At 52.2% G+C, this 17,795-nt stretch carries 20 protein-coding genes; 14 read left to right on the forward strand and 6 right to left on the reverse strand.

Annotated features, from left to right (window positions below):
* Nucleotides 1–8 precede the first annotated feature (8 nt).
* From LX66_RS06705 to trmB, 5 genes are all read right to left on the reverse strand, one after another.
* Nucleotides 9–239: a 4a-hydroxytetrahydrobiopterin dehydratase gene (locus LX66_RS06705; protein ID WP_145711147.1), complete on the reverse strand. Its 231-nt coding sequence runs from the start codon at nt 237–239 to the stop codon at nt 9–11.
* 78 nt (nt 240–317) lie between these two features.
* Nucleotides 318–761 carry an IPExxxVDY family protein gene (locus tag LX66_RS06710; protein ID WP_145711149.1) on the reverse strand — a complete coding sequence of 148 codons (444 nt, stop codon included), beginning with the start codon at nt 759–761 and terminating at the stop codon, nt 318–320.
* A gap of 18 nt (nt 762–779) precedes the next feature.
* Nucleotides 780–1,220 (reverse strand): MGMT family protein, encoded by a 441-nt coding sequence (locus tag LX66_RS06715; RefSeq protein ID WP_145711151.1) that lies wholly within the window; start codon nt 1,218–1,220, stop codon nt 780–782.
* Nucleotides 1,147–1,350, reverse strand: coding sequence for a DUF5522 domain-containing protein (locus LX66_RS06720; protein WP_145711153.1), 204 nt, complete (start codon nt 1,348–1,350; stop codon nt 1,147–1,149). The genes LX66_RS06715 and LX66_RS06720 overlap by 74 nt, the downstream gene beginning before the upstream one ends.
* Nucleotides 1,322–2,029 carry a tRNA (guanosine(46)-N7)-methyltransferase TrmB gene (trmB, locus tag LX66_RS06725; RefSeq protein WP_145711155.1) on the reverse strand — a complete coding sequence of 236 codons (708 nt, stop codon included), beginning with the start codon at nt 2,027–2,029 and terminating at the stop codon, nt 1,322–1,324. The genes LX66_RS06720 and trmB overlap by 29 nt, the downstream gene beginning before the upstream one ends.
* 433 nt (nt 2,030–2,462) lie before the next feature.
* Here trmB and LX66_RS06730 point away from each other — a divergent pair, with 433 nt between their 5' ends.
* Complete coding sequence (locus LX66_RS06730) at nt 2,463–2,930, forward strand: Lrp/AsnC ligand binding domain-containing protein (protein WP_029465139.1); 468 nt, start codon at nt 2,463–2,465, stop codon at nt 2,928–2,930.
* Nucleotides 2,931–3,182: 252 nt separating this feature from the next.
* On the opposite strand, the gene LX66_RS06735 is transcribed toward LX66_RS06730, so the two are convergent.
* Complete coding sequence (locus LX66_RS06735) at nt 3,183–3,935, reverse strand: SDR family NAD(P)-dependent oxidoreductase (RefSeq protein ID WP_145711157.1); 753 nt, start codon at nt 3,933–3,935, stop codon at nt 3,183–3,185.
* A 255-nt stretch (nt 3,936–4,190) separates the two neighbouring features.
* Here LX66_RS06735 and LX66_RS06740 point away from each other — a divergent pair, with 255 nt between their 5' ends.
* The 13 genes from LX66_RS06740 (at nt 4,191) to nagA (ending at nt 17,791) form a co-directional block, all read left to right on the forward strand.
* Nucleotides 4,191–4,868: a DUF4290 domain-containing protein gene (locus LX66_RS06740; protein WP_145711159.1), complete on the forward strand. Its 678-nt coding sequence runs from the start codon at nt 4,191–4,193 to the stop codon at nt 4,866–4,868.
* Entirely contained in the window at nt 4,865–6,175 is a 1,311-nt protein-coding gene (murA, locus tag LX66_RS06745; RefSeq protein WP_145711161.1) for a UDP-N-acetylglucosamine 1-carboxyvinyltransferase, read from the forward strand. The genes LX66_RS06740 and murA overlap by 4 nt, the downstream gene beginning before the upstream one ends.
* A 12-nt stretch (nt 6,176–6,187) precedes the next feature.
* Nucleotides 6,188–6,754 (forward strand): guanylate kinase, encoded by a 567-nt coding sequence (gene gmk, locus LX66_RS06750; RefSeq protein WP_145711163.1) that lies wholly within the window; start codon nt 6,188–6,190, stop codon nt 6,752–6,754.
* Between the two features lie 19 nt (nt 6,755–6,773).
* Nucleotides 6,774–8,042: a hemolysin family protein gene (locus LX66_RS06755; RefSeq protein WP_145711164.1), complete on the forward strand. Its 1,269-nt coding sequence runs from the start codon at nt 6,774–6,776 to the stop codon at nt 8,040–8,042.
* 610 nt (nt 8,043–8,652) lie between these two features.
* Nucleotides 8,653–9,477 carry a twin-arginine translocase subunit TatC gene (tatC, locus tag LX66_RS06760; RefSeq protein ID WP_244620319.1) on the forward strand — a complete coding sequence of 275 codons (825 nt, stop codon included), beginning with the start codon at nt 8,653–8,655 and terminating at the stop codon, nt 9,475–9,477.
* 29 nt (nt 9,478–9,506) lie between these two features.
* Nucleotides 9,507–9,965, forward strand: a complete 459-nt coding sequence (gene rpiB / locus LX66_RS06765) for a ribose 5-phosphate isomerase B (protein WP_211366040.1) — start codon at nt 9,507–9,509, stop codon at nt 9,963–9,965.
* Between the two features lie 110 nt (nt 9,966–10,075).
* Nucleotides 10,076–11,674, forward strand: coding sequence for a M28 family peptidase (locus LX66_RS06770; protein ID WP_158642553.1), 1,599 nt, complete (start codon nt 10,076–10,078; stop codon nt 11,672–11,674).
* A gap of 414 nt (nt 11,675–12,088) precedes the next feature.
* Nucleotides 12,089–12,589: an RNA polymerase sigma factor gene (locus LX66_RS06775; RefSeq protein ID WP_145711170.1), complete on the forward strand. Its 501-nt coding sequence runs from the start codon at nt 12,089–12,091 to the stop codon at nt 12,587–12,589.
* A gap of 53 nt (nt 12,590–12,642) precedes the next feature.
* Entirely contained in the window at nt 12,643–14,979 is a 2,337-nt protein-coding gene (locus LX66_RS06780; RefSeq protein ID WP_145711172.1) for an ATP-dependent helicase, read from the forward strand.
* Nucleotides 14,980–15,014: 35 nt separating this feature from the next.
* Nucleotides 15,015–15,476, forward strand: a complete 462-nt coding sequence (locus LX66_RS06785) for a regulatory protein RecX (RefSeq protein ID WP_145711173.1) — start codon at nt 15,015–15,017, stop codon at nt 15,474–15,476.
* 32 nt (nt 15,477–15,508) lie between these two features.
* Nucleotides 15,509–16,303: an amidohydrolase gene (locus LX66_RS06790; RefSeq protein ID WP_145711175.1), complete on the forward strand. Its 795-nt coding sequence runs from the start codon at nt 15,509–15,511 to the stop codon at nt 16,301–16,303.
* Nucleotides 16,300–16,683 carry an SMU1112c/YaeR family gloxylase I-like metalloprotein gene (gene gloA2 / locus LX66_RS06795; RefSeq protein WP_145711177.1) on the forward strand — a complete coding sequence of 128 codons (384 nt, stop codon included), beginning with the start codon at nt 16,300–16,302 and terminating at the stop codon, nt 16,681–16,683. The genes LX66_RS06790 and gloA2 overlap by 4 nt, the downstream gene beginning before the upstream one ends.
* A 10-nt stretch (nt 16,684–16,693) precedes the next feature.
* Nucleotides 16,694–17,791, forward strand: coding sequence for an N-acetylglucosamine-6-phosphate deacetylase (gene nagA, locus LX66_RS06800; protein WP_145711179.1), 1,098 nt, complete (start codon nt 16,694–16,696; stop codon nt 17,789–17,791).
* Nucleotides 17,792–17,795 lie beyond the last annotated feature (4 nt).

Consider the following 17,795-nt stretch of genomic DNA (forward strand, 5'->3'; position numbering starts at 1 on the left):
TATAAGTTTTATAACAAACCGTCTATGGCCTTTGCCAGCCGGTGATCCTTATCTGTTATCACGTTGCCGGCATCATGTGTGCTGAGGTATATATCCACCTTGTTGTACACATTAGTCCAGTTGGGATGGTGGTCCATTTTTTCCGCTACCAGCGCCACCTTGGTCATAAAAGCAAATGCTTCTTTAAAATCGCTGAACTGGAAAGAACGGTACAGTCGATTATCTTTCTCTTGCCACATAAAATAAGTTTTATGTATCAAACAATAATATGCACGGAGCTGATCAGGGAATCTTACAACGGTGTACTGTCCTGCGTTTTAAAAAATAAGATTCATTTTGTTCTTTATCTCTCTAAGATCCAATAAAGATACTAATTGTACAAGCTCAACGTGGCGTAGTTCTTCGATTAATTTTTTTACATCCTGCTGCTGATAATAGTCTCCCTTGATCAGCCACAGGTAGTCTATATGTCTCAGTTCGGGCAGCAAAAACTCCGCCTTACAGTGATTGTTGTAAAAGTAATGCGCAACGGATTTGGTAGGCTCCTGGTACTCGAACACGCTGAAGTAGAAGGACCGCTGGTGCTTGCTGAGGTTGATCTCCAGCGAATTGTTAACATTGAACTGGTAGTGCAATTGCCGGTTGATCTGCCAGCAGAGCTGGTAGTCCCGGGCAGTGGACACCACGCCCAGCAGGTGGGTGCTGTCGAAGAAATCCTCTATGAGTTGGTCCTGGTCCAGTTTTAACTTTAGTGTCGACATAACGGTGCAGATTTGGCGTTACTTTTCACCCTTGTCCCTTTTTGTACTTCGTTTTTTTACTTTTTCCGGCTCAGACGGGTCCCAAAATACGGTTTTAAATGCTTGTATCTTATTATTCTTTACCGTAACCCCTTCCTGTTCCAGTAATTCCTGCATGAGGGTAGGGGTGGCGAAATGGTCTTTGCCGCTCAGCATCCCGCTGCTGTTCACCACGCGGTGCGCCGGTATGGGCGGTTGGGCGCGGTCTGCCGCATACATCGCCCAGCCTGCCATGCGGGCGGTGATCTTCAGTCCCGAGGCCTCGGCCAGCGCGCCATAAGTGGTGACCCGTCCCCGGGGCACCTGTCTTACCAGCTCGTACACCCTTTCAAAAAACGAATGTGTGTCAGTCGGGGCCTTTTTCCTGCTGCCGGCGCTGGGCAAGGAGGCGGGCTCTTTTTTGCTCCGGTACGTTTTCATAATCAAATGGACAATGTTTACAACCGTTGCCACAGCAATACCCCCTTTCCAGGTGGTATTTTTCCGTGAACACCATATAGCCGTCCCGGTTATAATAGAAATCAATATGTTCCTTCAGTGGTAGCTGCATCAGAAGGTAGCTTGATCTGCCGCCAGTCAATAGGTGCTTCCGGCAGGGTAAACCGGATGAACCGGATGGTGCGCCCGTTGCTGAGGTGCATCCTTTCATAATGGGTCTTTATCTGCAGCAGCGGCGGTACTTCCGGCAGCGCATACACGTCCGGTATGTCTTCCAGCACTTTGCAGCCACATACGGCTGTTACCTCCTGTGTAAAGGCGTACAGCTCTTCGGAGTCCGTTTTCAGGTTGATGGTGGCGCCGGGCGCCAGCAGCGGCTGGTACACCTGCAGGAACCGGGGGTGCGTAAGCCGCTTTTTGGATTTTGACTTGCGCAGGAAGGGGTCCGGGAAGGTGATCCATATCTCCGAGATCTCTCCCGGCGCAAAGTACTGGCCCAGTTGCTCTATCTGGGTACGCAGGAAGGCCGCGTTGGGCAGCGGTTCTTCCAGGGCGGTTTTAGCGCCCCGCCAGATGCGGTTGCCTTTCAGGTCCACGCCCAGGAAGTTCCTTTCAGGAAAGTGCCGGGCCAGGGCCAGCGTATAATCGCCTTTGCCGCAGGCCAGCTCCAGGGTAAGCGGATGGGTATTTTTGAAAAACGCCCGCCACCGGCCCTGCATGCCTTCCGGGTAGATCAATACGTTCGGAAATGTTTCTATTTCAGCAAAGCGCTGCAGTTTCTTCTGTCCCATCGGCAGCAAAAGTATTTCATTTTCACGTTAAAATAAATGGTACACAGGTTGGAACACAGGCAGGAAAGACGGTTGCAGGCAATAAAAAACGGCCGTTCCATTTGATCTGAAACGGCCGCTTCCGGCTGTAGGAGAAGGATTCGAACCTTCACGGGGCGGTTAGCCTTAGCACAAATAAGATTAGTGGTCAACCCATTATGCTACGTTTATCCCGAACTCCCCACCCCCGAGACAAGAGGGCATGTCTGCCAATTCCATCACCCCACAATATTCAGTTGAAAGTGCTGTCAGTACCCTGATTCTGTACTTTCAATGATGCAAATCTAAATACAGGGGGGATTTTTTGCAAATTTTTTAAGAAAAATTTTTGAAATTTCGATATTTTTTAAATATTTGCAAGTGTGTTTAATATAATCAAAAACAAATTGTAAAAATGAGTCACAATTTGAATATTGACAAACTTGATCTTCAGATCATCAGCGAGATGATGAACAATGCGGAGATCTCTTATGCCGACCTGGGGAAGAAACTGTTCGTTTCCGGCGGCACGATCCACGTTAGGATGAAGAAATTACAAGAGCTTGGTATCGTTAAAGGTACAAAATTACATGTAGATTTAAAAATGATCGGGTACGACGTGATCGCTTTTATCGGTATCTACCTGGAAAAAAGCTCCATGTATGACACCGTGGCCAAGGAGCTGCGCAAGATACCGGAAATGGTGCGCCTGAACTATACCACCGGCAGCTACAGCATGTTCGCGGAGATCATCTGCAAGGACATAACCCAGCTCCGCCGGATACTCCATGATGAATTACAGAAGATCAAGGGAATAGAAAGAACGGAAACCCTCATTTCACTGGAGGAGAGCTTTTACCGTACCATTAATGTAGTAGAGTAAATTACCGCCACGCGTTGTGAAAAACAGAGATGCTTCACGCCTTCTTCCTGTATAGCGTACAGTAAAAACTATTTAGCGCGTATTTAAGGCATTATTCACCTACAAAGCGTTGCAGCAGGGTAGCCAGCAGCGCCAGGTCTGCTTTTTCCACCGGGTAGGGCGTGCCTGGCGGCATGGCCGCCAGCGGTTGCTATTGCGCGCGGCTGCCTAATGCGCCGTGTAAGAGCAGGATAGGGGGCATAAATTTTCCTTTTACCTTGTTAAATATCCGCCGTCTACCGCATAGTAGGCGCCCGTAACAAAAGAGGATGCCGGCAGGCTAAGCCAGAGCACCAGTTCTGCCACTTCCTCCGGCTGGCCCAGCCGTCCTATGGGGTGCAGCGCTACCAGTTGTTGCATCGCTTCTTCCGTCATGTGCCGGGTGAGCAAGGGTGTTTCAATAAAGCCCGGCCCTACTGCATTAATGCGGATGCCCTGGCTGGCATATTCCATGGCGGCGCATTTTGTAAGCCCTACCACCCCGTGCTTGGCGGCTACATAGGCGCTGGAGTTGGCAAAGCCCACCTGCCCCAGTATGGACGCCATGTTCACAATCACCCCGCCGCCGTTTTGCAGCATGGCCGGTATCTGGTACCGCATGCCGTAGAAAACCCCGTTCAGGTTAATGGCGATCACTTTCTGCCATTCGCTGATGGCGTATTCGCCTGCCGGAGCGCTTTCCCCGCCTATGCCGGCATTGTTGCAGGCAATGTCCAGCCGCTTGTAGTGCGCCAGGGTTTGCGCGGTGAGCGATTCGGCATCTTCTGGCCTGCCCGCGTCCGAGCGGAAGAAAACGGCCTGGCCCCCGGCCTTCACAATGTTTTCCGCCACCTCGGTGCCGCCTTTTTCGTCAATATCCGCTACTACCACCCGGGCGCCGTTCCGGGCAAACAGTTCGGCCACACTGCGGCCAATGCCGGAGCCGGCTCCGGTTATCAGCGCAACTTTATTTTTTAACTGTTTCATGGTGAATGTTTGAATTTTTAATGGTCTCCCCGGAGCCCTGTCAACATGCTACCTGGCAGGAAATGCCGGTCGCATGTGTTAATGTTTTTCTAAGGTCCGCCGGAACCCCAATGTTTTGAGGCTATATATGATTTTTTTTGCTAAGTTTGCAGGTACGGTTACTTCACAGTACAAAGTACATTTTATTCCCTACTTTGTTTCTTCCCGTAAGTTGACTAACAATCCAGTTGAAATTATTGTTTTTAAATTCAGATAATGGAATATAATACCACTCGCAACCATTTGATAATGAAGGAGTATGGCAGGAACATCCAGAAGATGATCGAATACCTGCTGACCATAGAGGACAGAGACCAGCGCCAGAGCAATGCCATGGCTTTAATAGAGCTGATGGGCACGTTAAACCCCCACCTCCGTAACGTAGAAGATTTCAGGCATAAACTGTGGGATCACCTTTTCCTGATCTCCGATTTTAAGCTGGATGTGGAATCTCCGTATCCCATCCCCACCCGCGAAACATTAAAGTACAAGCCGGAAAGGCTGGAATATCCTAAAAAATATCCCAAGCTCCGCCACTTCGGCCGGAACCTGGAGGCCGTTATTGAAAAGGCCATGCACGAGACCGACCAGGAAAAGCGGGAAGGCTTTGCCCAGTGCATTGGCAACTACATGAAGCTGGCCTACAGCAACTGGCACAAGGAAAGCGTGCATGATGACGCTGTAAAATCCGAACTGGCTGCCATTACAGAGGGGCAGTTGGAATACCAGGCGGGCAGCGGCACCAGCTACACCCCGCCCCCCAGCGATTTCCACCGTGCAGGCAGCGGCGGAGGCGGCGCCAAGCGCAGCAAAACCTACCAGCAGAACAAGTACAAGAGCAGCAACGGTAAAACCAGTAAACACAGCAATAAATACAAAAACAGGAACAAGTGAGCAGCGCTTTTGAAGTAAGAGGCGGCCATCGTCTTAAGGGGGAAATTACGCCCCAGGGTGCCAAAAACGAAGCTTTACAGATTATCAGCGCAATATTGCTGACACCGGAAAAAGTGACCATCAGCAATATACCGGACATACTGGACGTGAACCTGCTGATAGAATTATTGAGTGATATCGGCGTAGAGGTAAACCGCATCAGCCGCGATACCTGTGAGTTTACCGCCGCCCGGATCGATATGGCTTACCTCCAGAGCCCGGAATTCAAAAAGAAGTCCGGCAGGCTCAGGGGCTCCGTAATGATTGCCGGCCCCCTGCTGGCCCGCTTTGGAAAGGCCTATATTCCCAAGCCCGGCGGCGACAAGATAGGCCGCCGCCGCCTGGATACCCACATCATCGGGTTTGAGAAGCTGGGTGTGCGCTTTGTGTATGACAATGACGACAATTTTTTCCGCCTGGATGCGGCAGACGGCCTGAAAGGCGCCTACATGCTGCTGGATGAGCCCTCCGTTACCGGTACCGCCAATATTATAATGGCCGCCGTAATGGCCCGGGGAACCACCACCATTTATAATGCCGCCTGCGAGCCGTATATACAACAGCTCTGCAAAATGCTGAACAGCATGGGCGCCCGGATCAGCGGGGTAGGTTCCAACCTCATCACCATTGAAGGCGTAAGCTCCCTTAAAGGCTGCAGCCACAGCATGCTGCCTGATATGATAGAGATCGGTTCTTTCATTGGCCTGGCTGCCATGACGCAAAGCGAGATCACCATCCGCAATGCCGGCGTGGAGCACCTGGGCATTATACCGGAAAAATTCCGCCAACTGGGCATCCGGTTGGAGCTGAAAGGCAACGACATCTATATACCGGCCCAGGAATCTTACGAGATACAGACCTTCCTGGACGGTTCCATCCTTACCGTATACGATCATCCCTGGCCGGGCTTTACGCCGGACCTGCTCAGCATTGTGCTGGTAGTAGCCACACAGGCCAGGGGCAGCGTCATGATCCACCAGAAAATGTTCGAAAGCCGGCTGTTCTTCGTAGACAAACTGATAGACATGGGCGCACAGATCGTACTTTGCGACCCGCATCGCGCCGTAGTGATAGGGCTGGGCCGCCAGCACCTGCTGAGAGGCATCACCATGTCATCGCCCGACATACGCGCTGGTGTAGCCCTGCTTATCGCCGCCCTCAGCGCCGAAGGCAAAAGCACCATCCAGAACATTGAACAGATAGACCGCGGTTATCAGTATATTGATGAAAGGCTCAGGAAACTGGGTGCGGATATTAAGAGAGTGTAATTTCAAGCAAGGATGTCATCGCAAAAGATCATCATCATCACTGCGCCGTCCGGTGCAGGTAAAACCACTATTGTAAGAAAACTATTATCGGAGCTGCCGCAACTGGCCTTTTCCATTTCCGCCAGCACACGCCGGCCCCGGGAAGCAGAAGTGCACGGGAAGGACTACTATTTCCTGACCACGGAGGAGTTTCACCGCAAAATAGAAGAGGACGCCTTTGCCGAATACGAAATGGTGTACGCCGGCAAATATTATGGCACTCTCAAAAGCGAGCTGCAGCGCATATGGGACCATGAGCAGGTGCCCCTGGTGGACATAGACGTAAAAGGCGCGCTTTCCATCAAGGAAAAGTACCAGGAGGCTGCGCTCAGCATTTTTATACAGCCGCCTTCCCTGGAGGCGCTCCGCCTGCGCCTCAGCGAGCGGGGCACGGAAACCCCCTCTTCCCTGGAGGAGCGCCTGGCTAAAGCCCGTTACGAGCTGTCCTTTGCGCATGAATTTGACGCCATTGTGCTGAACGACGAGCTGGAAACGGCCTGTAAGGCGGTAAAGGACCTGGTGTTAAAGTTCATTGGTTAAAACCTTATATTTGTTAACGATGGACAGTTACACTATTCTGGTATTAGCGTTCCTGGTACTGCTGGCAGGCTTCTTTGCCGGGCTGGAAACCGCTTTTGCCAATGTTAATAAGCTCAGTATCGAGCTGAAGAAGAAGCAGGGCCATGCCACCGGCAAGATACTGGCCAGCTTCAATGAAAACCCCGGCCGTTTCCTGGCCACCAGCCTCCTGGGCCTCAGTATTGTGCTGGTTATCTACAGCATCCTGTTCGCCGGTATCTTTCAGCCCCTTTGGGAGGCCGTTGTACCGCCGGCGGAAAGCACGGCTTTTCAGCCCGCGCTGCTCCTGATGGAAGTGCTGGTAGCTACCTTCATCGTGCTGTTCCTGGGCTTTTTCATCCCGCGGGCGGTTTTCCGTTCCCGCCCGGAAACCCTCCTCAGCTTTTTTGCGCTGCCGGTATCCGTTATATCCAAGCCCCTGTATGTAATAGGCAACCTGCTGGTATCCGTTTCCGAATGGATACTTAAATACCTGTTCAATGTGCGGATACTGGAAAACCGGCCCTCTTTTGCCCGGGTGGACGTGGAGCACTTCATCCGCCAGTCGCAGCAGCATTTTGCAGAGAACCAGGAGCTGAATACGGAGCTGTTTGAGAATGCGCTGTCCCTGGCTCATGTGAAGATCCGCGGTTGCCTCATTCCCCGGAAGGAGATAGAGGCCCTGGAAATTACCACGCCTATTGCCGAAACCCGGCGCAAGTTCATGGAAACCAAGCTGTCCAAGATCATTATCTACGAACAGACCATTGACAATATCCTGGGGTATATCCACCAGTTGGACATGTTCAAGAACCCGGCAGACATCCCGGCCATCCTGCACCCGATCATGGTGGTGCCGGAAACGATGAGCGCCATAGACCTGCTCAGCAAGTTCAACAAGGAGCGTAAGAGTATTGCCTGGGTAGTGGACGAGTTTGGCGGCACCGCCGGCATTGTGACCATAGAGGACGTGCTGGAGGAGATCTTTGGCGAGATCAGGGACGAGCATGACGTGGAGGAATTCGTGGAAAAGCAGATCGCTGAAAAAGAGTACATCTTTTCCGGGCGGCTGGAGCTGGACTACCTGAATGAGCGTTACGGCTTTGATTTCCCGGAAGATGAAAGCGAGACCCTGTCCGGCTATATCATTAACCACCATGAAACCATTCCCAAGCTGAAGGAGCGCATTATCATCGATGACTATGAGTTTGATGTGCTGAATGTGACGGAAACCCGGATCGAGATGGTGAAAATGAAAATTCTGGCCTGATTTTCTTTACAAGTTCAAAGAAAAAAAGCGCCCCCTTGACATTGTTGTATTTTTTTTAATATATTTGCATTATCAAATGTGGGGAAAGCCTGCAAAATTGATTGAGTAACCCGTTGCTAAATCGATTTAAAAAAAGTAGTAGGAATTTAACACGGATTTTATACATTTGCTGTGGTTGATGTAACACTATTATTTGATTTTTGTTAAAGGGTTGTAAAAAAAATTGTTACAACATTGATAATAAAAGAATTCTTGCTATTTTTGTGATAGAAATTTAAGACGCAACCAGAGATAAAACTTATTTTGAAAGCTTGCCATCAATCGAATAAGTAGCAAATCTGGAAGCAGAAGACATTCTCGAATTCAACTTTTTTGGGGTTAACAAACAATGGATGAAAGGCCGGCTCTTGATTCTTCTTGGGCTGGCTCTTTTTTTATAGCTATCTCCCGTCACGCTTTACTACCTTCACTTTCGCGGCTATCTAATTTTTCCGTTTTCCTTTGCGCCTTTCTATATATTTGTGCTCTTGAATTCGTACTAATTCTACACTGATCTACTTTAGGTAAAATGTTTAAGAAGATTTTCGCGAATAATACTGATAAGGCAGAGATGTCTTTTTTTGATCACCTGGAAGACCTGCGCTGGCATATTGTCAGATCAGTGGCGGCCATCGCGTTGTTCAGCATATTCGGGTTTGTTTATACCCGTGAGATACTGGACAATGTGATCTTCGGGCCCACCAACCCTGGTTTCCCTTCCTATGGCCTGTTGTGCAGGTTCAGCCATTTCCTGGGGCTGGGGGACAAGCTGTGTATCACCCCGGTGAAAGTGGAGTTCCAGAACTTTAAGATGGCGGGGCAGATCATGCTGCAGTTCAAGCTGGCCTTTATCGTGGGCTTTACCGCCGCTTTCCCTTACATATTCTACGAGTTTTGGCGCTTTGTGAAGCCCGCGCTGAAGGAAAGGGAGCTGCGGGGCGCCCGTGGCATCATCTTTTGGGTGTCTTTCCAGTTTTTCCTGGGCATTGCGTTCGCCTATTTCCTGATGGCGCCTTTTACCATTAACTTCCTGGCCGGTTATACCGTTACAGACAAAGCGGTGAACCAGTTCTTCATGGACGACTACTTTGCGCTGATGACGCAGATCGTATTCGGCATGGGCGTACTGTTTGAGCTGCCTATACTGGTGTACTTCCTGTCCAAGGTAGGGCTGATCACGCCGGAGTTCCTCCGCGCTTACCGCCGTCATGCCATTGTGGTGATCCTGGTGCTGGCCGCCGTTATTACCCCGCCCGATGTGATAGACCAGTTGATCGTGTTTGTGCCGCTGTATTTGCTGTATGAAATCAGTATCTTTATATCCAGGAAAGCGGTTCGCCAGATGGAGGAGAGAGATAACAGGCCTTTAGCCGATGATGAAGAAGAGTGGTCTTAAGTAGTGAATGATTGACAAAGGAATGAATTATGCACGCAACATTATTCAATATGTCATTACCGGTAGCGGTAGGTTCCGATCACGCCGGCTTTGACTATAAAGAAGAGATCATTTCCTACCTGGAAGCCAATGGCATACAGGTAAAGGATTACGGGGCGCATTCCAGCGAGTCTGCAGATTACCCGGATTATGCGCACCCGGTAGCCACCGCGGTAGAAAGGGAGGAAGCCGCCTTTGGCATATTGATCTGCGGCAGCGCCAATGGCGTAGCCATCACCGCCAACAAGCACCAGGGCATCAGGGCCGCTGTATGCTGGGGCGAAGAGCTGGCCAGGCTGGCCCGCGGCCATAACGAGGCCAATGTGCTCTGCATACCGGCCAGGTTTGTAGACACCACGGTGGCCAAGCAGATGGTGGACGTGTTTATAAACACGCCTTTTGAAGGCGGCCGCCATGAAACCAGGGTAAGAAAGATTGCCTGTTTATAATACAGCAGCAGGAGAAGAGTGCGGTTGACGAGCAAAAATTTATGAAGCCGGGAGAGGAATGCCATCTTTCCCGGCTTTTATTTTATCTTGTATTGATCAATTTATTCAGTATGCAACTGAAACCAGCCATCATATTTTTTTTCGCCGTGCTGCTCCTCGGCAGCAGTCTGCCGGTGCTGGCCCAGCATGATGAACGTATTGCCACGCCTGCCGGCAAACCTTCCGCGGCCGCCAGGTTTGGTGCCGGTATTACGGCAGACGCAGTACGGCAACAGTTACAGGTAGTAGCAGCCCCTGAAATGGCCGGCCGTGAAACCGCCACCGAAGGGCAGCGCAAGGCGGCTGCCTACATTATCTCCCGCTTTGCCGAAGCGGGCCTGCAACCCGGGGCCAACGGCCAGTGGGAGCAATACTTTTACCTCTACCAGGATACCCTTACCGCCAGCACCCTGACCCTCAACGGGCAGCGCTATACTTTTGGCGAGGACTATTACAGCAGCCTGAAGGAATGCAGCAACCAGCAGTTGCGCGCCTCCAGGATCATATTTGCCGGTTACGGCATCAATACGGCAGGCTACAATAACTACCAGGGAATGGAAGTAGCCGGCAATGTGGTGCTGATACTGCCCGGGGAACCGCATAAGAATGATACCACTTTTGTGCTCAGCGGCACCCGCCGTCCTTCTTCCTGGGGAGGGCTGGGCAAAAAGATAGCAGAGGCCGCGGCCCGCGAAGCAGCAGCCGTACTGGTAGTGAATGAAGGCGCCAGCCGCATAGAGCAGGTGGCCGGCGACCGCCTGCGCAGAACGGGCATTTACACCGAGGATGCCCGCCAGAAGAAAAACAAGATGCCCAATGTCTATTTTATTTCACCGCAAATGGCCGCCGGCCTGCTGAACGTGGAGCACCCCGAGGACCTGCTGGAGCAGGCCGTGGCCGACCGGCTGACACCCCGCGTGATAGACCGGCCCGTGCAGATACAGTTCAAAAAAGGTACAAGGGAGCTGCGCTCCAGCAATGTGCTGGCCTACCTGGAAGGCACGGATAAAAAAGACGAGGTGGTATTTGTGACCGCTCACTATGATCACCTGGGTACGCAGGACGGGCAGATCTATTACGGTGCGGACGATGATGGCTCCGGTACGGTAGCCGTGCTGGAAATAGCCGCTGCTTTTGCCCGCGCTAAAGAGGCCGGCTATCCCCCCCGCCGCAGCCTGGTGTTTATGGCCGTATCCGGCGAGGAAAAGGGCCTGCTGGGCTCCAAGTATTATACGGAGCACCCTATATACCCGCTGGAAAAGACAGTGGTGGACCTGAACATAGATATGATAGGGCGCGTAGACCCCATGCATGAAAAGGATACCAATTACGTATACATTATTGGCGATGACAAGCTCAGCTCCGCCCTGCGCCCCATCAATGAAAAGGCCAATGAAATGTTTACCAGACTGCACCTCGATTACAAGTACAATGACCCGGATGATCCCAACCGTTTCTATTACCGCTCCGATCATTATATGTTTGCCCGGCACGACATCCCGGTGATCTTCTATTTTAACGGCACGCACGAAGATTATCACCGCAGCACGGATACGGTGGAAAAGATAGATTATCCCCTGCTGTCCCGCCGTGCGCAGTTAGTGTTCTATACCGCCTGGGAGATCGCGAACCGGGAGGAAAGGCTGACGGTGGACCGGCACAGGAAATGATCCGCATATGAATCTGCATATTTGTGCATATACATATCCGCGTATTTATACATTCTTTTCGTATAGTCGCAAAAAAAAATAGGTAATCCCCTTTTTTTTCAATAACTTAGATAACAACATTAACGCATTAAATAAAAATATCTCAGCTTAATGCGGTAAGTGTCATGTAGTAATGCAACAAACGGGAAATCCACGTACATTTTCAGTATAACCAGTTATCAGTCAGTTGTTATTTTAATTATTTGTCAGAGTCATTAAAGTAAGATGAGGCATTGTGCCCTGCTTTTGGTAACCTTAAATAGTACCGTCATGAAAACACCTCCTGTTGTATGTAGCCCCCGTACCGCCCGGCTTAGCTTCCCGGCTGCAGGCGCCAGGTAAAACCCTATTGTCTAATCCTAAAAAATACACCATATGTCGTCCACCGAATTCAACAATTTGTTAATGGGGAACGCAGATTTTCTGAGGCCCTACGCAATTACACTCACCAAGGATTCGGAGTCTGCGAAAGACCTTTTCCAGGAAACCCTTTACCGCGCACTCGCCAATCGTGACAAGTACCTGGCCGGCACTAACATCCGCGCCTGGCTGTACACGATCATGCGCAACATTTTCATTAACAACTACCGCCGCGGCAACCGCCAGTTCCGCCTGCTGGACAATGCTACCGGCGATTACCTGCTGCATCACCAGCAGCCGGCAATCGGCAACTATGCAGAGAACGGCCTGCGGGTAAAGGACGTGCACATGGCTATCTACAACCTGCCACCCATATTCAAGCAGCCCTTCCTATTGTACTACGAAGGGTATAAATATTATGAGATCGCCGTTATTCTCAATGAGCCGCTGGGCACGGTGAAGAGCCGGATCCACTTTGCCCGTAAGATGCTTAAATCCCGCATTGCCCGTTATTAACCCCTTCGGTCTGTCTAAATTTGGTATTTTTACATTTTCATTCAACGAATGTGATGAATCCAAATTATTTAGACGAACTGAACGAACGCCAGCGGGAAGCCGTTGCCCATATCAATGGCCCCCTGATGATAGTGGCCGGTGCAGGCTCCGGCAAAACGAAGGTACTGACCACCCGTATTGCCCACCTGATGCGTAATGGAGTAGACTCCTTCAACATACTGGCACTGACCTTTACCAACAAGGCTGCCCGCGAAATGAAAGAGCGCGTGGAAAAGATACTCGGCGGCAGCGAAGCCCGCAACCTGTACATAGGCACCTTCCACTCCGTATTTGCCCGCTTGTTACGCGCAGAAGCCCACCGCCTCGGTTATCCCAACGACTTTACCATTTACGATACCGACGACGCCAAAAGCGTGATCAAGACCATCATCAACGAGCAGAACCTGGACGACAAGCACTACAAGCCCAACTTTGTATACAACCGCATTTCCGCGGCCAAGAACAGCCTGATGGGCCCGGAGGAATACCAGCATGATTACTACGTGCAGCAGGAAGACATGCGGGGCAACCGGCCCATGATCGGTAAGATATACGAGATGTACGCCAAGCGTTGCTTCAAGAACGGGGCGATGGATTTTGACGACCTGCTGTTCAAAATGTACATCCTGCTGAAGCAGTTCCCCGAAGTGCTGCACAAGTACCAGCACAAGTTCAAGTACATCATGATCGACGAGTACCAGGATACCAACCCGGCCCAGTACGAGATCATCAAGCTGCTGGGCGCCGTGCACGAGAACATCTGCGTGGTGGGGGATGATGCGCAGAGCATCTACTCCTTCCGCGGCGCTACCATCCAGAACATCCTGCAGTTTGAAAAGGATTATGAAGACGTCAGGGTGGTAAAGCTGGAGCAGAACTACCGCAGCACCAAGTCCATCCTGAACGTGGCCAACGAGGTGATCGCGCATAACAAAGGCCAGATAGAAAAAGCCCTTTGGACCAATAACATGGAGGGCGAAAAGATAAAGCTGGTGCGCACCATGACGGACAACGAGGAAGGTAAGCACGTGGCGGATACCATTGCGGAGCAGAAGCTGCGTAACCATTATGAGAACCGCGACTTTGCCATCCTGTACCGTACCAACGCCCAGAGCCGCTCCTTCGAGGAAAGCCTGCGGCGCAAGGCCATTCCCTACCGTATTTACGGCGGCATTTCCTTCTACCAGCGCAAGGAGATCAAGGATTTCCTGGCCTACCTGCGCATTACCATCAATACCCGCGACGAGGAAAGCCTGAAACGTATTATCAATTACCCGGTAAGAGGCATTGGTAAAACCACCATAGAAAAAGCGGTTATCTACAGCAACGAGCACAACATTACCTTCTGGGAAGTGCTGGAGCGCGCCCGGGAGTTTGGTTTCAAGGGCGGCACCCTGGAAGCCATTGATGGCTTTGTCACTATGATCCGCAGCTTCCAGGCCATTATGGACAAGCATAATGCCTATGATGTGGCCGTGCAGGTAGGTAAAAGCACCAATATCGTCAAAGAGCTGTTCAACGATAAGACCACTGAAGGCCTGGCCCGGTATGAGAATATACAGGAGCTGCTGAACTCCATCAAGGAATTTACGGAAACACCTACCGAGGACGGGGAGCTGCTGGATAAAAGCCTGGGCTCCTACCTGCAGCAGATCACCCTGCTGACCGATGCGGATCAGGGTGATGATGAGAACAGTGACGTGGTAAAGCTGATGACCATCCATGCCGCCAAAGGGCTGGAGTTTCCCGTAGTATTTTCCGTGGGGCTGGAAGAGAACCTTTTTCCCAGCACCCTGTCTATCAATACCCGGGAAGAGCTGGAAGAGGAGCGGCGCTTGTTCTATGTGGCCATTACCCGCGCCAAATCCCGCCTGTGGCTCACGTATGCCAACAGCCGCTACCGTTTTGGCAGCCTGGTGCAGAATGAGCCCAGCCGTTTTCTAGAGGAAATGCCCGAGCAGTTCATAGACCGCAGCTACGCCGGTGGCGGCGCCATGCGCAACACTTTTGGCGGCGGCGGTGGCCTTTGGAACAATGGCGGCGGCAACAATATGTTTGACCGCATGCAGAAAAAAACGCCTGCCGCTGCGGCTTCGCCGGCTGCCCGCCCTGCGCCCAAGCCTGCTTCGGCCCCGGCCAGCACGCATGTACCCTCGCCCGGCTTTGCGCCGGATGACCCGGCCCTGATGGAAACCGGCATGGAAGTGGAGCACCAGAAGTTCGGGTTTGGCACCATCCTGAGCATGGAGGGCGCGCCCAATAACCGCATTGCCACCGTAGTATTTCCCAAGGGTGGCGGCGAGAAAAAGATCATGCTGAATTATGCCCGCTTAATGATAGTGAAGAAATAGCGATTAGCTGATAGCTAACGCTGACAGCTTGTCTTATGAATACGGATACAACTGTCCTGCAAAAGCTCCGCCACTACTGCGCCTACCAGGAACGCTGCCATAGCGAGGTCCTGCAGAAATGCCGGGAGCTGGGTGTGTGGGGCGATGCCGCAGGAGCGATTATTGCGGAGCTGATAGCAGATAATTTCCTGAACGAGGAGCGTTTTGCCAAAGCCTTTGCCGGCGGCAAGTTCCGCAGCAGGCAATGGGGCCGTCGCCGGATCGTGATGGAGCTGCAGCACCGCCAGGTATCCGCCTACTGCATTAAAAAAGGATTGCAGGAAATAGACGAGGCGGATTATCGCCGTGTGCTGGCGCAACTGGCGGAAAAGAAGTACGCCACCCTGCAGGGCCAGCACCCGCTCAGGCAAAAGCAGAAAACCATGCAGTACCTGCTGCAGAAGGGGTTTGAGCCGGAGCTGGCGCAGGCGGCCATAGCAGAAATTATAGACGTATAGCGCTTCAGGCGTTTAGCACAACTTGTATTATCATGTCAGACCTGAAAGTAACACTTATCCAGACGCAGTTGCACTGGGAAGACATCGCTGCCAACCTGCGGATGTTCGATGAAAAGATCAATGCTATTCCCGGCCGTACGGAAGTGATCGTGCTGCCGGAAATGTTCAGCACCGGTTTCAGTATGCAATCCGAAAAGCTGGCGGAAACCATGGATGGCAGCGCCGTGCAGTGGATGAAGCGAAAAGCGGCGGAAAAGAACGTGATCATTACCGGCAGCCTTATCATCAGGGATAATGACCGCTATGTGAACCGCCTGGTATGGATGCAGCCCAATGGCGTATACGGCACTTACGACAAGCGCCACCTGTTTGGCTATGCCGGCGAACAGGAACATTACCAGCCGGGCGACCGGCGCCTCATTGCCCAGGTAAAAGGCTGGAAGATCAACCTCTCGATCTGTTACGACCTGCGCTTTCCCGTATGGGCGCGCAACGTTATTGTGCCGGAAACCGGCGCACCGGCGTATGATGTGCTCATTAATGTGGCCAACTGGCCGGAACGGCGCAGCCTTGCCTGGGAAACATTGCTGCAGGCGCGCGCCATAGAAAATCAATGTTACGTGGTGGGCCTGAACCGGGTTGGAAATGACGGTAACAACATTTACCACAGGGGCGACAGCAGCGTTATAGACCCGCTGGGCGAGATCGTTTACCGGAGGAGCCATGATGAAGATATATTCACCTGCACCCTGGAGCGCGCCCGCCTGCAGGAGGTGAGGGAAAAACTGCCCTTCCTGAAAGACGCGGATAAATTCCAGGTATTTTGATAGCCGCCGTACATCATATCGCCATTATCTGCGCTGACTACGAACGCAGCAAGGCGTTCTATACGCAGGTGCTGGGCCTGCAGGTGGTGCAGGAAGTGTACCGGGAGGAGCGCCGGTCCTGGAAGCTGGACCTGGCCCTGGGGCCGCAATACATCATAGAGCTGTTCTCCTTCCCTGATCCGCCGCCAAGGCCCAGCCGCCCGGAAGCCTGCGGACTGCGGCACCTGGCCTTTGCAGTAAGGGATCTTGACACGGCGGTGCAACAATTGCAGCAGCAGGGTGTTATAACGGAACCGATCCGTACCGATCCCCATACCGGTAAACGGTTCACTTTCTTTACAGATCCTGACGGACTACCGTTAGAACTATACGAACTTTAACGATACTGCCATGCCGGTTACTTATCTCAATGCACGTATTTTCACAGGCGACCGCTTCCTGGACGACCATGCGGTACTCACGGACAATGGACGTATCATTGGCGTGCTGCCGGTATCGGAAGTACCGGGCAGCGGCGAAACGGTGGACCTGCAGGGCGCTACCCTGGCACCTGCGCTGATAGATCTGCAGATATATGGCGGAAACGGGCAACTGTTTCCCCTGAGCACGGATATGGCTTCGCTGGCAGCTACCTATGAGTACTGCCGCAGCGGCGGGGCCGCCTGGTTTATGCCCACCGTGCCTACCAGTTCCCGGGAAGTGATGCTGCGCGCCATACAGGCGGTACGGCAGTATTGGGAACAGGGAGGGAAAGGCGTGCTGGGCCTGCACCTCGAAGGGCCTTTCATTAATGCCGAAAAGAAAGGCGCGCATCTGCAGCAGTACATTACCACCCCTGCGCAGGCGGATATTGACCTCCTGCTGGAGCAGGGGCAGGGCATCATCAAAATGATGACCCTGGCGCCGGAATGCTGCGCACCCCAACTGGTAAAACAACTGCAGGATGCCGGCATACTGGTGTCTGCCGGGCATAGCAACGCCACTTACGGGCAGGCCTATACTGCTTTTGACAATGGCATTCCTGCTGCCACCCACCTGTTCAACGCCATGTCTGCCCTGCAGAGCCGCGCCCCGGGCATGGTAGGCGCTATCTACGATCATGACCGGGTATGCGCCAGCGTAGTGGCGGACGGTATCCACGTGGATTTTGCATCCATCCGTATCAGCAAAAAGATCATGGGTCCGCGGCTTTTCCTGATCACCGATGCGGTGGCGGAAAGCCGTACCGGCGACTATATCTATATTTTTGATAAGGACCGTTATGTGAATGCACAGGGCACCCTTTCCGGTTCCTGCCTCACCATGATGCAGGCGGTCAAGAACTGTGTGCAGCAGGTAGGTATTCCCCTGGACGAGGCGCTGCGCATGGCCTCCGCCTACCCGGCCGCGCTGGCCGGCATGGACCGGGAGCTGGGCCGCATTGCTGCCGGCTACCAGGCCTGCATGGTGGCCTTTGATGAGAACCTGAACGTAAGTAGGATGATATAAAAAA

Source organism: Chitinophaga japonensis (assembly GCF_007830125.1).
Lineage (GTDB): Bacteria > Bacteroidota > Bacteroidia > Chitinophagales > Chitinophagaceae > Chitinophaga > Chitinophaga japonensis.